The sequence below is a fragment of the Nonomuraea terrae genome (assembly GCF_004348995.1).
Taxonomy (GTDB): domain Bacteria; phylum Actinomycetota; class Actinomycetes; order Streptosporangiales; family Streptosporangiaceae; genus Nonomuraea; species Nonomuraea terrae.
In genome coordinates this window covers 1-14,231 of the sequence record NZ_SMKQ01000084.1, presented here as the reverse complement: position 1 = coordinate 14,231, position 14,231 = coordinate 1, and the positions used below count along the sequence as shown (strand labels likewise).

The 14,231-nt window shown below is 69.6% G+C and carries 11 protein-coding genes and 2 rRNA genes; all 13 read right to left on the bottom strand.

The window, feature by feature from the left end; genetic code table 11:
* Window positions 1-106: 106 nt before the first annotated feature.
* Window positions 107-859, bottom strand: a complete 753-nt coding sequence (locus E1286_RS24875; RefSeq protein ID WP_246075095.1) for a TIGR03936 family radical SAM-associated protein — start codon at window positions 857-859, stop codon at window positions 107-109.
* A gap of 154 nt (window positions 860-1,013) precedes the next feature.
* The gene (locus tag E1286_RS24870; RefSeq protein ID WP_132615945.1) at window positions 1,014-2,924 is read right to left on the bottom strand and encodes a TIGR03960 family B12-binding radical SAM protein; all 1,911 of its coding nucleotides are present in this window, start codon (window positions 2,922-2,924) and stop codon (window positions 1,014-1,016) included.
* Between the two features lie 96 nt (window positions 2,925-3,020).
* On the bottom strand, window positions 3,021-4,187 hold the full coding sequence (gene rodA / locus E1286_RS24865; RefSeq protein WP_132615943.1) for a rod shape-determining protein RodA: 1,167 nt from the start codon (window positions 4,185-4,187) through the stop codon (window positions 3,021-3,023).
* Entirely contained in the window at window positions 4,184-6,229 is a 2,046-nt protein-coding gene (mrdA, locus tag E1286_RS24860) for a penicillin-binding protein 2 (protein ID WP_132615941.1), read from the bottom strand. Before mrdA ends, rodA begins: the two co-directional genes overlap by 4 nt.
* Window positions 6,226-6,690 (bottom strand): rod shape-determining protein MreD, encoded by a 465-nt coding sequence (mreD, locus tag E1286_RS24855; RefSeq protein WP_132615939.1) that lies wholly within the window; start codon window positions 6,688-6,690, stop codon window positions 6,226-6,228. Before mreD ends, mrdA begins: the two co-directional genes overlap by 4 nt.
* Window positions 6,691-6,751: 61 nt before the next feature.
* Complete coding sequence (mreC, locus tag E1286_RS24850) at window positions 6,752-7,630, bottom strand: rod shape-determining protein MreC (RefSeq protein ID WP_132615933.1); 879 nt, start codon at window positions 7,628-7,630, stop codon at window positions 6,752-6,754.
* Window positions 7,630-8,661, bottom strand: a complete 1,032-nt coding sequence (locus E1286_RS24845) for a rod shape-determining protein (protein WP_132615931.1) — start codon at window positions 8,659-8,661, stop codon at window positions 7,630-7,632. The genes mreC and E1286_RS24845 overlap by 1 nt, the downstream gene beginning before the upstream one ends.
* 324 nt (window positions 8,662-8,985) lie before the next feature.
* Complete coding sequence (gene ndk, locus E1286_RS24840) at window positions 8,986-9,396, bottom strand: nucleoside-diphosphate kinase (protein WP_132615929.1); 411 nt, start codon at window positions 9,394-9,396, stop codon at window positions 8,986-8,988.
* 160 nt (window positions 9,397-9,556) lie between these two features.
* Entirely contained in the window at window positions 9,557-11,125 is a 1,569-nt protein-coding gene (locus tag E1286_RS24835) for a hypothetical protein (protein WP_132615927.1), read from the bottom strand.
* A gap of 11 nt (window positions 11,126-11,136) precedes the next feature.
* Window positions 11,137-11,481 (bottom strand): DUF4233 domain-containing protein, encoded by a 345-nt coding sequence (locus E1286_RS24830; protein WP_132615925.1) that lies wholly within the window; start codon window positions 11,479-11,481, stop codon window positions 11,137-11,139.
* On the bottom strand, window positions 11,478-12,797 hold the full coding sequence (locus E1286_RS24825) for a bifunctional folylpolyglutamate synthase/dihydrofolate synthase (RefSeq protein WP_132615923.1): 1,320 nt from the start codon (window positions 12,795-12,797) through the stop codon (window positions 11,478-11,480). Before E1286_RS24825 ends, E1286_RS24830 begins: the two co-directional genes overlap by 4 nt.
* Before the next feature lie 1,054 nt (window positions 12,798-13,851).
* Window positions 13,852-13,968: ribosomal RNA gene (rrf, locus tag E1286_RS24820) — 5S ribosomal RNA — on the bottom strand.
* A 140-nt stretch (window positions 13,969-14,108) separates the two neighbouring features.
* Window positions 14,109-14,231: ribosomal RNA gene (locus E1286_RS24815) — 23S ribosomal RNA — on the bottom strand; the annotation flags it as partial.

Genomic DNA, 14,231 nt, shown 5'->3' with positions numbered 1-14,231 from the left:
GCCGCGCAGGAGCCCTCGTGTCTCGTTGTCCACCGGCGCCCCCGGAAGGGGCGTATCGGCGCCAAGTCCTGTCAGCGGTCGTGCCCGGCTCACGCAGGGCACATCCTTAACCGGCGACGTGCTCACCCGCCGGTCCCGCCTCGCCGCCGCGCGTTACGTCGCGGTCCAGGTCGAGCGGGTCGGCAAGCGCACCGGTACCAACGTCGAGCGGCCCCTGCGCCAGCCTGGTCACCTCGGGGGGAACCGGCGGCGCGAAGTCGGCCACAAGGCGCAGCCCTGTGAGCACATCGTCGGGTCGAACGGCAGGCGTCATGTGCCGAACAACCATGCGCAGTATGACACACGGTCGTCCGCCCACCTGAGCTGCGGTTCTGTCTGTTCCCTCGGAAACCTCGAGCCCCAGGACGGCCTGCCGCGCGTCGAAGCGGCGGGGACCCTTCTTGGTGAGGCGCTCGACTTCCACCGTGCCCGCCGCGAGAAACTTCTCTGCCGCCACCTCGGCGAGTCCGCGATCGGCACCGGGCAGCCGCACCTCCCACTCGGATGCCTCCAAGCGGTCGGCCAGCCCGCCAGGACCCGCCTCCACGACGTCGAGCACATCGAGCCCAGAGGGCAACGACTCGTCCAGGCTCTGTCTGACCTGGGCGGGATCGCTCGGCATGGTGACACCGATCTCGAGGTATTCGGCTTCGCTGGCGACACCGGTCGGCGCCGCGCCCGCGTAGGAGATCTTCGGGTGGGGCGAGAAACCCGCGCTGTAGGCCACCGGAATGCCGGCACGGCGGACCGCTCTCTCGACGGCCCGCGAGATGTCGCGGTGGCTGGTGAAGCGCAGACGGCCGCGCTTGGCGTAACGCACGCGCAGGCGCTGCACCGTGGGCGCGGGCGGAGGCCCTTCGGGAACAGGTTTCAGAGCTTGTCGTCCTTCCTTGTCAAAGAGTTCCTTCGTCTCAGGATAAGCCGCCCCGGCAGGTGTACGTGTACGCCAAGACACGGCTCGCCCACTGAGCGCGCTAGACCACCGTCAGGGGAAGGAGTTTCCGCCCCGTCGGGCCGATCTGAATTTCGGTCCCCATCGTCGGGCAGACCCCGCAGTCGTAACACGGCGTCCAGCGGCAGTCTTCGACCTCGCCGCCGGAAACGGCGTCCTGCCAGTCCTGCCACAACCATTCGCGATCGAGCCCCGCGTCGAGGTGGTCCCACGGGAGTACTTCGTTCTCCTCCCGCTCACGCGTGGTGTACCAGTCGACGTCGACGCCCGCCTTCTCGGCGGCGGCCATCCAGCGCTCGTAGGAGAAGTGCTCGCTCCACCCGTCGAACCGGCCGCCGTCCTCCCAGACGTTCCTGATCACGGCGCCGATCCTGCGGTCACCTCGCGACAGCAGGCCCTCCACGATGGACGGCTTGCCGTCGTGGTAGCGGTAGCCGATCGCGCGGCCGTACGCCTTGTCGCTCCGCAGCGCGTCGCGCAGCGCCTTGAGCCGCCGGTCGACGGTCTCGTGGTCGGTCTGCGCCGCCCACTGGAACGGCGTGTGCGGCTTGGGCACGAAACCGCCGATGGAGACCGTGCAGCGGATGTCGCGGCTGCCGGTCGCCTCGCGGCCCGCCTTGATGACCTTCTTGGCCAGGTCGGCGATGCCGAGCACGTCTTCGTCCTGCTCGGTGGGCAGGCCGCACATGAAGTAGAGCTTGACCTGCCGCCAGCCCTGGGAGTAGGCCGTGGTGACGGTGCGGATGAGGTCTTCCTCGGTGACCATCTTGTTGATCACCTTGCGCATCCGCTCCGAGCCGCCCTCGGGCGCGAACGTCAGGCCCGAGCGCCTGCCGTTCCTGGAGAACTCGTTGGCCAGGTCGATGTTGAACGCGTCGACCCTGGTGGAGGGCAGCGACAGCGAGGTGTTGGTGCCCTCGTACTGATCGGCCAGGCCCTTGGCCACGTCGGCGATCTCGGAGTGGTCGGCGGACGACAGCGACAGCAGACCGACCTCGTTGAAGCCGGACTGCTTGATGCCGTTCTCCACCATCGCCCCGATCGTGGTGATGGAGCGCTCGCGCACCGGGCGCGTGATCATGCCCGCCTGGCAGAAGCGGCAGCCGCGCGTGCAGCCGCGGAAGATCTCCACGCTGAACCGCTCGTGCACCGTCTCGGCCAGCGGCACCAGCGGCTTCTTCGGGTACGGCCACTCGTCGAGGTCCATCACGGTGTGCTTGTGCACCCGCCACGGCACGTCGGGCCGGTTGGGCGCGACGCGCTTGATGCGGCCGTCGTCGTGGTATTCGACGTCGTAGAACTTCGGCACGTAGACCCCGCCGGACTCGGCGAGCCGCATGAGCAGCTCGTCACGCCCGCCGGGACTGCCCTCGGCCTTCCACTCGCGGATGACCTCGGTGATGGCGATGGAGATCTGCTCCCCGTCGCCGAGCACGGCCGCGTCGAGGAAGTCGGCGATCGGCTCGGGGTTGAAGGCCGCGTGGCCGCCCGCGAGCACGATCGGGTCGTCCTCGCCGCGGTCCGCGGCGAGCAGCGGGATGCCGGCCAGGTCGAGCGCGGTCAGCATGTTGGTGTAGCCGAGCTCGGTCGAGAACGAGATCCCGAGCACGTCGAACGCGCGCACCGGCCGGTGGGCGTCGACGGTGAACTGCGGGACGCCCTCCGCTCGCATGAGTGCTTCGAGGTCGGGCCAGACCGCGTACGTGCGCTCGGCCAGCGTGCCGGGGAGCTCGTTGAGGATCTCGTAGAGGATGGCCACGCCCTGGTTGGGCAGCCCTACCTCGTAGGCGTCCGGGTACATCAACGCCCACCGCACGTCGGCGGAGTCCCAGTCCTTGATGGTCGAGTTGAGCTCACCCCCGACGTACTGGATGGGCTTCTGCACCTTGGGCAGCAGCGCTTCCAGGCGGTGGAAAATCGACTCGACAGTCATACAGTCCAGGGTAGCGGCGCACGGGCACTGCCGGGCCTCCGTACGCCTCTCCCCCGCCCCATCGGCCACGTCGTTCACCGCCAGCGCGAGCGCCGGTTAGGCGAACGGCCGTCTTCGCACCTTGATGGCCTGGAGCAGCCCGACCGCGACGAGGTTGGCGAAAGTCGCGGTGCCGCCGTAGGAGACGAACGGCAGCGGCAGCCCGGTGATCGGCATGATCCCGATCGTCATTCCCACGTTGATGAACGTCTGGAACGCGAACCAGCACACGATCGTGCCCGCGACCAGCGTTCCGAACCGATCCTCGCACTCCCTGGCGATCTTCAGGCCGCGCAGCAGCACGATGCCGAGCAGCATCACGACGGTGACCGACCCGAGGAAACCGAACTCCTCCCCCGCCACCGTGAAGATGAAGTCGGTGTGCTGCTCCGGCACGAACCGCCCGGTCGTCTGCCCACCGCCGAGCAGCCCCTTGCCCAGCAGTTGCCCCGAGCCGATCGCGATGAGCGACTGCGTGCTGTTGTAGCCCACGCCGCGCGGATCCACGCTCGGATCGACGAACGCCGTGAACCGCGCCACCTGGTACGGCTCCAGCATCTGGAAGTAGAACACCGCGAACACCCCGAGCCCCGCCACCAGCATCAGCAGCGCGATCAGGCGCTTGCGCACGCCCGAGATGATCAGACCGGCGGCCGTGATCACCGCCAGCACCATCGCCGTGCCGAGGTCGGGCTGCAGCATCACCAGCCCGATCGTGATCACCGCCGCGACCAGCGCCAGCGTCACGTCGATCATGCGCGGCCGGTCGGTGCCCTCGGCCGGCTGCGCCAGCAGCATCGCGACGATCAGCAGCAGCCCGACCTTGGCGAACTCGGACGGCTGCACCGCGAACCCGCCCCCGAGCAGGATCCACGAGTGGGAGCCGTTGATCGTCGCCCCCAGCGGCGTCAGCACCAGCCCCAGCCCCACCAGCGACATCAAATACACCAGCGGCGCGTACGCCCGCATCGCCCGATGGTCGATCATGGCGACGAGCCCGCACATCACGGCCCCGACGGCCTCGTTGAGCAGGTGCTTCTTCACCAGCCCCGTCGAGCCGGGCGCCCACGTCCTGGTGGACGACCAGACCAGCAGCGTGCCGATCACGCACAGCCCGGCCACCGCGACCAGCATCAGCCCGTCGAGCCGGCGCACGGTCGAGTCCTGGCGGGCCATCCGCTGCAGCAGCGACGGCCGCCGGATGTCCACCGCGCGCGCGATCATCCCCCGGCCACCGTTCCGTCGGGGGCGAACCTGGGCAGCCGCGTGGTCAGCCGTCCGCCGGGTACGGCGGGCTGGCGCTTGATGCCGTAGATGCCCTCGTAGATCTCCCGCGCGGCCGGCGCCGCCGTGGAGCCGCCCATACCGCCCTGCGACACCATCACGACCACCACGTACTGCGGCTTCTTCGTCGGCGCGAACGACGCGAACCAGGAGGTGTCCTTCTTGCCCCAGACCTCCGCCGTACCGGTCTTGCCTCCGACGCGGACCTTGTCCATCGGGAACCCGGCGAAGGCTCCCGCCGCGGTGCCGTCGGCGGCCACCTGGCTCAGCGCGTTCTTGATGTACAGGCGCTCCTTCTCCCTGAGCGGCAGCTTGCCCACCACCGGCACCGGGATCTTCTTGACCACCTTGCCGTCGGGCCGGACCTGCGCCCAGCCGATGCGCGGGCTGCGCACCTTGCCGTCGCTCACCAGCGCCTGGTAGGCCCGCGCCAGCTGCAGCGGCGTCACGAGCACGTCGCCCTGGCCGATGGAGAAGTTGGCCGCGTCACCGGGTCGCAGCAGGAATCCTTCGGCGCAGTTCTCCACCGCGAGCTGCTTGAGGAACGCCGCCCGCGCCCGGTCCTTCACCTCCGGATACCCCTTGCGCGCCCGCGTGCAGGTGACGGCGCTCGTCTGGTCCCACAGCTCCTTCTTCCAGGCCCGGTCGGGGATGCGGCCGCCTGACTCGCCCGGCAGGTCGATGCCGGTCGGCGCGCCGAACCCGTACTGCCTGGCCACGTTGGCGAAGATCTCCTTCGGCTTCTTCTTCGGCGTGCGCCCGCCGTCCTTGAGGTACTGCTCGTACGACGCCCGGTAGAAGATCGTGTCGCACGATTTGACCAGCGCCGTGTGCAGGTTCATCGAGCCCAGCCCGATGCCCCGGAAGTTGTTGAACGCGCGCCCGCCCACCATGTAGGAGCCGGGGCAGGAATAGGTGCCGTTGAGCGGATAGCCGGCGCGCAGCATCGCGGACACCGACGTGACCTTGAACGTCGAACCGGGCGCGAACTGGCCGTTGATCGCCCGCGACACGAGCGGCTTGTCGGACTTCTCCGACATCAGCCACTGGTAGCCGCGCGCCGAGATGCCGCCCGCCCAGATCTCCGGGTCGTACCCCGGCGCGCTCGCGAGCGCCACCACTCGCCCCGTACGGGCGTCGAGCACCACCCCGGCCCCGCCGTCGGCGCCGGGCGCGGACTTCATCGCCTTGGCCAGCGCCTTCTCCACCACGGTCTGCACGCGCGAGTCGATGCTCGTCACCAGGTGGTCACCGGCGACGGGCGTCACCTGCTCCACGAGCCCGAGCGGCTTGCCCATGCGGTCGACCTGGACCCGGCGCAGCCCGGCCTTGCCGCGCAGCGCGTCGTCGTAGACGTATTCGAGCCCGTCGCGCCCGGCGAGGTCGACCCCGGAGAAGCTGGCCTTGAGCCCCTCACGCTTCTCCAGCTCCGCCTGGGTGACCGGCTGCAGGTAGCCGAGCATCTGAGCCCCTGCCCTGCCCCCCGGGTACTGCCGGACGGAGTTGACCTCGGCCGTCACGCCGGGGAACTCCTCCTGCCGCTCCAGGATCTGCAGCGCCTCGCGGGTGTCGACCTTCTCGTCCAGCGGAACCGCCTGGTACGGCGATCCCGTCCAGCACGGCTTGCCCACCCCGGGCCCGCACGGCCTGATGCGCTGCTGCAGGTCCTTCACCGGCCGGCCGAGCACCGCCGACAGCTTGCGCAGCACCGCCAGGCCGCCGTCCTGCATCCTGGACAGCCGGGTGCGGTCGATGGAGACGACCAGCGCGGTCTTGTTACGCACCAGCGGGCGCCCCGACGAGTCGAGGATCTGCCCGCGCACCGCGGGCACGATCACCACCCGCGTACGCGTCTCCGTCGCCCGCGTCACGAACTCCTGCCCGTGCACGACCTGCACCTGCCACAGCCGCACGGCCAGCGCCGCGAGCAGCGCCAGCACGAGCACGTGCAGCACCAGCAGCCGGGTCCGAATCCGCGTCATGTCGAGAACCTCGCCTGTCTGCTCCGCGTGGTCAGCCAGATCACGATGGGCGAGACCAGCAGCGTGTAGACGACGGTGACGGGCACCTGGCCGGTCAGCATCGACATCGTCACCCGTGGATCGGACATCAACGCGCCCACGCCCGCCGCCGCCAGCGGCGCCAGCAGCACGCACAGCACCACGGTCGTGACGGGCCCGCCCAGGCCGCGCCCCGCGACGTAGCCGACGAGCGCGTACACGAACGCGTACTGGCCCACCAGGTGGGCGCTCGGCGGCACGACGTCGACCAGCAGTCCCGCGAAGAAGCCGAGCACCGCCCCCGACGACGGCCCCCGGGTCAGCGCCGCGCCGATGACGGCGAGCAGCACCAGGTCAGGCGCGCCCCCGGCAGGCAGGGGGACCCGGTTGACGAGCATGACCTGCGTGAGCAACGCCAGCAGCACCGACAGCCACCCGATCACCTGGTCCCCTCCCCGCCGTCGACCCCGCCGTCGACCCCGCCGTGGATCACGCCCGGCGCGCTCACCGCGGCCTCTCCTTGCCCGGCAGGACCGCGTCGCGCGGGTTGCGCTTGGGCGCCTCCACCACGACGCCGACCACGTCGAGCGCCGTCATGTCCGCGTACGGCCGCGCATAGGCGATCCGCGTCAGCTCCCCTGGCGTGGACTCGACTCGCTCGATGATCCCGATCGGCACCCCCGGCACGTACGGTCTCCCGTTCTTGGACCCGAAGCTCACGATCCGCCCGCCCCTGCTCATCGACGCCGTGGAATCGAGCAGCCGGAACTGCACGAGCCGCCCGTTCTCCCCGACGCCGTGGACCACGCCGATCTCCTTGCCGCCCTCCAGCCGCGCGCCGACGGACGAGGCGGGGTCGCTCAGCAGCAGCACCGTCGAGGTGTGGGCGGAGGCGTGCAGCACGCGCCCGACCAGCCCGTCGCCGTTGAGCACCGTCATGTCCCGCTGGATCCCGTCGCCGGTGCCGACGTCGATCTCGACGGCGTCCTCGAACCCGGGCAGCCCGCGCCGAGCCACCACGTTGGCCGCGACCACCTTGTATCCGCCGGTCCCGGCCAGCCCGAGCAGCCGGTCAAGCTCCTTGGCGCGATCCGCGTCCAGCCGGCCGGCGACGAGGCCGGCGCGCAGCTTGGCGTTCTCCTCCTTCAGCGCGTCGATGCGCCGCTGTGCGCTCGGCGCCGACGCGACCGCCTGCACGAAGGCGCCGACGGGCCGGATGAGCCCGACGCCGAACTGCTCCGCCGTGCCGAACACGTAGGCCCCGGCCGCGCGCAACTGGCGCAGCGGCGAGCTTTCGCCCGAGCGGTGGTCGACGGTCAGGATGATCAGGGCCGCCGAGAGCAGCACTCCCAGGACGATCCGGGCACGGCGCGAGTCTCTCATCAGTGTCGCGACTCCGGCACCAGAACCCCCTGGAGAGCCTCGAACTCCTCGGCGCACTTGCCCGAGCCGATGGCGACGGAGTCGAGGGCGTTGTCGACGAGGTGCACCGGCATGCCCGTCTCGGCCCTGACCCGCTCGTCGAGGCCCCTCAGCAGGGCGCCGCCGCCGGTGAGCGCGATGCCGCGGTCCATGATGTCGCCGGAGAGCTCAGGAGGGCACTTGTCGAGCGTGGTCTTGACCGCGTCGACGATCGCGTTGACCGGCTCCTCGGTGGCCTTCCTGATCTCCTCGCTCGACACCACGATGGTCTTGGGCAGCCCCGTGATCAGGTCGCGCCCGCGGATCTCCGCGTGCAGCTCCTCGCCGACCGGGCAGGCCGAGCCGATCGACATCTTGATCTCCTCGGCGGTGCGCTCGCCCAGCATCAGCGAGAACTCCTTCTTCGCGAACGTCATCACCGCCTGGTCGAGCTCGTCGCCGCCGACCCGGATCGACTGACTGGTGACCACGCCGCCCATCGAGATGATCGCCACCTCGGTCGTGCCGCCGCCGATGTCGACCACCATGTTTCCGGTCGGCTCGTGCACCGGCAGCCCGGCGCCGATCGCGGCGGCCATGGGCTCCTCGATGATGTAGACCTTCCGCGCGCCGGCCTGGTAGCCGGCCTCCTTGACCGCCCGCTGCTCGACGCTGGTGATTCCGCTGGGAACGGCGATGATGATGCGCGGCTTGGCGAAATGCCGTCGTTTGTGCACCCGCTGGATGAAATAACGCAACATCCGTTCGGTGACGTCAAAATCGGCGATCACGCCGTCTTTGAGCGGGCGGACCGCGACAATGTTGCCGGGCGTGCGACCGATCATCCGCTTGGCTTCGATGCCGACCGCCACGATCTTGCCGGTGACGGTGTTGATCGCTACGACTGACGGCTCGTTGAGCACGATGCCGCGGCCACGCACGTAGACCAACGTGTTGGCGGTGCCCAGGTCGACCGCCATGTCACGGCCGAGGAACGCGAGCTTGCTGCCCATGGGGAACGGAGCCCTCCGTAACGTCGTTCGCGAATGACTACGGATCGAATTCGAATCGTAACGTGACGTACCCACCGAGGGCCGCAATGAGCCAGCGCGCCTGTCAAATTTTCCAGCCTCTAATTTTGCCCGGATTGCACCACAACATCCGTTGGCCGCTGGAACCGCGAATTCACCACAACGAAGAAAACTTCAGGAAAAGCTTCGTCCATTTCTCCGGTCGTCGGCCACCCCGCCGACTCCAGAACCTTACGCGGGACGACCGACAGAAAAACGCGCGCCCGCGCAGCCGGAGCTGCGCGGGCGCGCGGAGAACGGAGTCGCTCAGAACCGGTCCGGGAAGAAGATCTTGACCTCCCGGGCGGCCGACTCGGGAGAGTCGGAGCCGTGGACGATGTTCTCGGCGATCTCGAGGGCGTGGTCGCCGCGGATGGTGCCGGGGGGCGACTTGACCGGGTCGGTGGCGCCCGCCAGCGCGCGGAAGGCCTCGATGGCACGCGGGCCCTCGAGCACCATCGCGACGAGCGGCCCCGAGGTGATGAACTCCACCAGCTCGCCGAAGAACGGCCGCTCGGAGTGCTCGGCGTAGTGCGCCTTGGCGGTGTCGGCGTCGAGGGTGCGGAGGTCCATCGCCACGACCTTGAGGCCCTTGCGCTCCACGCGGGAGATCACGTCACCGATGAGGCCGCGCTTTACCCCGTCGGGCTTGATCAGGACAAGAGTGCGCTCGGACACTTGAAGTTCTCCTTCGAACAGAGTGGGGTCGCGGCTGCAGGCACCGGCCTGGCCGCGGAGGACGCTTCGCGGGGCTACACGCCCACACGTCGCCGTGGCAGGGCCTCAGCTTACCGTTCCCCGCCCCTGCCCTCGTTTCCGTACGGGAAGCCTAGCCTCCCTACGGGGAGGAGGTGTCCTCCGGCGACTGCCCCTGCGGCGGCACCGACGGCAGCGATCGCTCCTCGTCGGACGCGACCGGTCGGTCGAAGGCGCCCATGGGCGGGACGATCGGCTGATGTCCGGAATCGCCGTCATCGGGGGCGAGCAGCGTGTCCGAGGGCGTACCGGCGCACGGCACCCGCTCCCGCTCGTCCACCGGAGGCTGGTCGGTACGCCGCGCCAGCACGGCGGCCAGCATGATGATCAGCACCACCAGGAACCCGCCGATCAGCGCCCACCAGTGCAGCGCGCCCACGAAACCGTCGACCAGCTCCTGCACCGAGCCCACACCGTCGAGCATCGCCATCTGCACGCCCGTGCCGAGCAGGAACCCCGTCAGCACCCCGGCGACGCCCAGCGAGAGCCCGAACGCCGCGGCACCGAAAGTCACCTCCTGCAACGTCGCCGTCAACGCCACCGCGGCACCCACCGCGAGCAGGCCGAACGGCACCACCAGCAGCAGCCCGTCGGCCGACGGCACGAGGAACCGTACCGAGCACAGGCCTCCCACCATGGCCAGCAGGCCGAGCGGCGCCAGCCACCGCCCGGCGGCGGGCGCGTGCAGCCGCACCAGGATCGCGGCCGCGACCGCGAGCACCCCCGCCAGGACGTACGGCAACCACAATCCCCGCAGCCCCGGCCCGCCGAGCCCGCCCATCTCCACCATCGTGATCTGCGCGGCGCTCGGCAGCAGCACGACGCCCACCGCCACCATCGTGTACGCGAGCGCACGGCTCTCGGCTGCTCCCATCGAGGCCATGACCAGCAGCGCCGTCACCGCCACGGCCGCCAGCAGGATCACCCAGCCGGCCCGCCAGCCCTCCGAAGCCGTGCTGACCGCCACGACCGCGATGCCCGCCGCGGGCCCGGCCGACAGCAGCACCAGCCCGCGCTCACGCAGATCGGGCACCGGCGCCGCGGGCCGGCCGCTCGCCGTCCACACGCCGAGGTGCAGGGCGGCCAGCGCCAGCGCGATCCCCGTCACCAGCGGGTACGGCTGCAGCGTCACCCGCCAACTGCTGACGTCGTCGAGCGGCCACAACGCCAGTGCCTGCGCCACGAGCAGGCTCAGGCCCAGCATGCCCACCCACAGGGCCCGCAGGACGGGTGTGCGCTCCCAGACGGCCGCCAGCGTGGCCGGCAGGACCAGCCCGGCCCCGATGCCCCGCACCACGCGTACGGCTCCGACGACGAGCTCGGAACCCGCGTAACCGCCCGCGGCGTCGGACAGCGCCACCAGCGCCAGCCCGGCCACCAGCACGTACGCCGCCGGCACCCGCCGCAGCGCCACGGCGGCCAGCGGGACGGTGAGCATCAGCGCGGGCAGGGCGAGCCCGTGCGTGCGCATGAGCCCGGGCTGGTCGACGTCGCCCGGCAGCAGCCCGGCGACGACGGAGAGCGTGTTGGGGATCGCGACGATCGCCAAAGGCAGCGATGCCACGACGAGCAGCCCGAGCAATACGTCGAACTGCCACGAAGGTCTCTGGCCAGCCGGGTCGGACGACCGCTGGAGTGGGGGGACGGCCATGTTGGCCGACTTTAGCGCGAAGTAGCGCCCTCGACACGGCGAGCGACGAGAATGGCCGTGATCCACAGCGCGGCGAAGATCGCGCCGAGGAAGAACATCATCGACACGACGAACCCCGTACAGATCGCCAGTACCTGCGCGACGCTCCCGAGAACGTATCCGATCGGCTTCTTGAGCAGGCCCGCCGCCACCACGCACAGCACAGCGAGCCCGATGCCGACCGTCACGGCGAGGCCGGGCGACACCCCGCCCACCCGGATCGCGACGGGCGTGACGAGCCCGGCCACGATGGCCTCCATGCCGAGCACGCTGGCGCCGAGCCGGCGCATCCCGGGAGTGACCTCGAAGTTCATCATGTGCCGTCCGCCTTCAGCAGCCGCCGGGCGTCGCCCGCGGTCACGACCGATCCCGTGATGAACACGCCCGTGCCGCTGAACTCGCCCTCCGCGTCGGCGATGGCGATGCCCTTGTCGATGGCGTCGTCGAGCCGGTCGACGACGTGCACCCGGTCCTCGCCGAACAGCGGCTCGGCCAGCTCCGCGAGCTCCTTGGGCGGCATGGACCTGGGCGAGGAGTTACGCGTGACGACGATCTCGGCGAGCACGGGCTCGAGCAGCTCCAGCAGGCCCTCCACGTCCTTGTCGCGCATGACCGAGACCACGCCGATCACCTTGGCGAAGTCGAACGCCTCGTGCAGCCCGTCCAGGGTCGCCTGCATGCCGCCGGGATTGTGCGCGGCGTCGACCACCACCGTGGGAGTCCGCCTGATGATCTCCAGCCGCCCGGGCGAGGACGCCTGCGCGAACGCCTGCCGCACGAGCTCGACGTCGAGCGGCTCGTCGCCACCGGTCAGCGCCTCGACGGCGGCCAGCGCACAGGCGGCGTTGCTCGCCTGGTGGGCGCCGTAGAGCGGCAGGTAGACCTCGTCGTATACACCCTTGAGACCCCGCAGCGTGAGCAGCTGCCCGCCGAGGGCGACCTCGCGGCTCAGCACGCCGAACTCCAGCCCCTCACGCGCGACGACCGCGCCCACCTCGACGGCGCGCCGCATCAGCACCTCGGCCGCCTCCAGCTCCTGCTGTGCGAACACCGCCGTCGAGCCGGGCTTGATGATGCCCGCCTTCTCCGAGGCGATGCTCGGGATGTCGGGCCCGAGCCGGTCGGTGTGGTCGAGCGAGATCGGGGTGATCACCGACACGGTGCCGTCGGCCACGTTGGTGGCGTCCCACGACCCGCCCATGCCCGTCTCGACGACCGCGACATCGACCGGGGTGTCGCTGAACGCGGCGAACGCCATCGCCGTCAGCAGCTCGAAGAACTGGATGCGCCGCCCGTTGGCGTCGGTCAGCTCGACGTAGGGGATGATCTCCTCGTAGACCTCGGCGAACCGCTCCTCGCTCAGGGGCTCCCCGTCGACGGTGATCCGCTCGCGCATCGACACCAGGTGGGGGCTGGTGAACCGCCCCACCCGCAGGTTGCGCTCCTTCAGCAGCACCTCCGTCAGCCGCGCCGTACTCGTCTTGCCGTTGGTGCCGGCAATGTGTATGACCGGGTACGCCCGCTGCGGGGAGCCGAGCACGTCCAGGAGGGCCGCGATCCGGTCGAGCGTCGGCTCGAAATCCCACTCGACGCCGCGATCCAGGATGGCGCGTTCAACCGCACGATAATCCACCCCTCAACCCTACTGACCCCTGCCAGCACTCCATCCCGCGCCCGACCCCGAGGCGGCCCGGGACAGGCGGTCGTCGCACAGCCGCTGCGACGTCCCGCCGTGGGAACGAGCGCGTGTGCCGATTGCGCCTCACACGGCCTCGTCAACAGGAGCGCGCCAACCGACTGGTCGCTGCGGAAGCTCGTCAGAGTGCACCCGCCAACAGGGCGGGGTGTGCGAGCGCGCGGTCGTCAGCACGGGGAGACGGTCTCTCTTGGCGTCGGCCCTCTTTCCGCGTGAGCGCGGAAGTCCACGGTGTCCTCACCTGAGAGCCAGGCGCACGAGACGCCTGCTTTCCCGTAGTGCTGGAAACCGTGCCCAACAGAAACAACAGGTGACCTGCGGCGCCCAGCCGCCATGGCGAACAGGCGACGAACTCTCAGCCGGCGGCCACCAGGCACGGTCCACAGCCACCCACGCCGGCCGTCAGGCAGCTGAGCCAAATAAGAGCGACACAGTCTCCGACACCGGTGCCCTCCCCCAGCCGCCCACCGCCAACAACAGCACCACAGCACGAGACATCACAAGCACGACGCACTCGGCGGACCTGGCCGAAGCCTCGAAGCCATCTCACGCGCGCAACCAGCGCCGAACAGGCAGCCCTGAAAACGCAAAAGGGCCTCAACCCAAAGGCATGAGACCCACACACACCGACACGTCAGACAGCGGACGCGTCCCCTCCCGCACCGACAAAGCCGGACCCCGACACCCACAACGCCTCTGCCCCTCCACCACCGACGCCGAAACACAGGCCCCACACAGACAAGCCCCACACCGGAACGCACGAGACCCGCACCCATCCCGAACGCCAGAACCGCAACACACACAACCGCCGCACAACACCGCCACAGCATCCAGCCCTGACCGCGAACACCCGGAACACACAACCCCGGAAACACAGAAAAGGCCCCACGCATCAGCGGGAGCCCTCAAAGTATCAGCATGGAACCCTCAGCAAACACAAAAAGAGAGGAGCCCCGACACCCGCAGGCATCGAGACCCCCCTCAAAAAATTGTCCGGCGGTGACCTACTCTCCCACACCCTCCCGAGTGCAGTACCATCGGCGCAGAGAAGCTTAACTTCCGGGTTCGGAATGTAACCGGGTGTTTCCTTCCCGCCATAACCGCCGTAACCCTCCGAAACACACAAGCAAACCGCTTGTTGTCTCAGAATTGCCTAGTGGACGCGAGCAAACCGATCCTTCGGTGTGGCGCAGCTCTGGACCCGGCGAAGAGTAACAGAGCGCAGCACACACCAAAGCACAATGCTTTGTGGTCAAGTCCTCGGCCTATTAGTACCGGTCAGCTCCACACGTTACCGCGCTTCCACCTCCGGCCTATCAACCCGGTCATCCACCGGGAGCCTTACCCCCTCACAGGGTGGGAGACCTCATC

Excerpts from the sequence above, each read along its gene's own strand:
- mreC (WP_132615933.1), bottom strand. The coding sequence starts at position 7,630 with ATGAGAGACTCGCGCCGTGCCCGGATCGTCCTGGGAGTGCTGCTCTCG.
- rodA (WP_132615943.1), bottom strand. The coding sequence starts at position 4,187 with ATGATCGCGCGCGCGGTGGACATCCGGCGGCCGTCGCTGCTGCAGCGG.
- E1286_RS24835 (WP_132615927.1), bottom strand. The coding sequence starts at position 11,125 with ATGGCCGTCCCCCCACTCCAGCGGTCGTCCGACCCGGCTGGCCAGAGA.
- E1286_RS24870 (WP_132615945.1), bottom strand. The coding sequence starts at position 2,924 with ATGACTGTCGAGTCGATTTTCCACCGCCTGGAAGCGCTGCTGCCCAAG.
- mrdA (WP_132615941.1), bottom strand. The coding sequence starts at position 6,229 with ATGACGCGGATTCGGACCCGGCTGCTGGTGCTGCACGTGCTCGTGCTG.
- E1286_RS24830 (WP_132615925.1), bottom strand. The coding sequence starts at position 11,481 with ATGATGAACTTCGAGGTCACTCCCGGGATGCGCCGGCTCGGCGCCAGC.
- E1286_RS24845 (WP_132615931.1), bottom strand. The coding sequence starts at position 8,661 with ATGGGCAGCAAGCTCGCGTTCCTCGGCCGTGACATGGCGGTCGACCTG.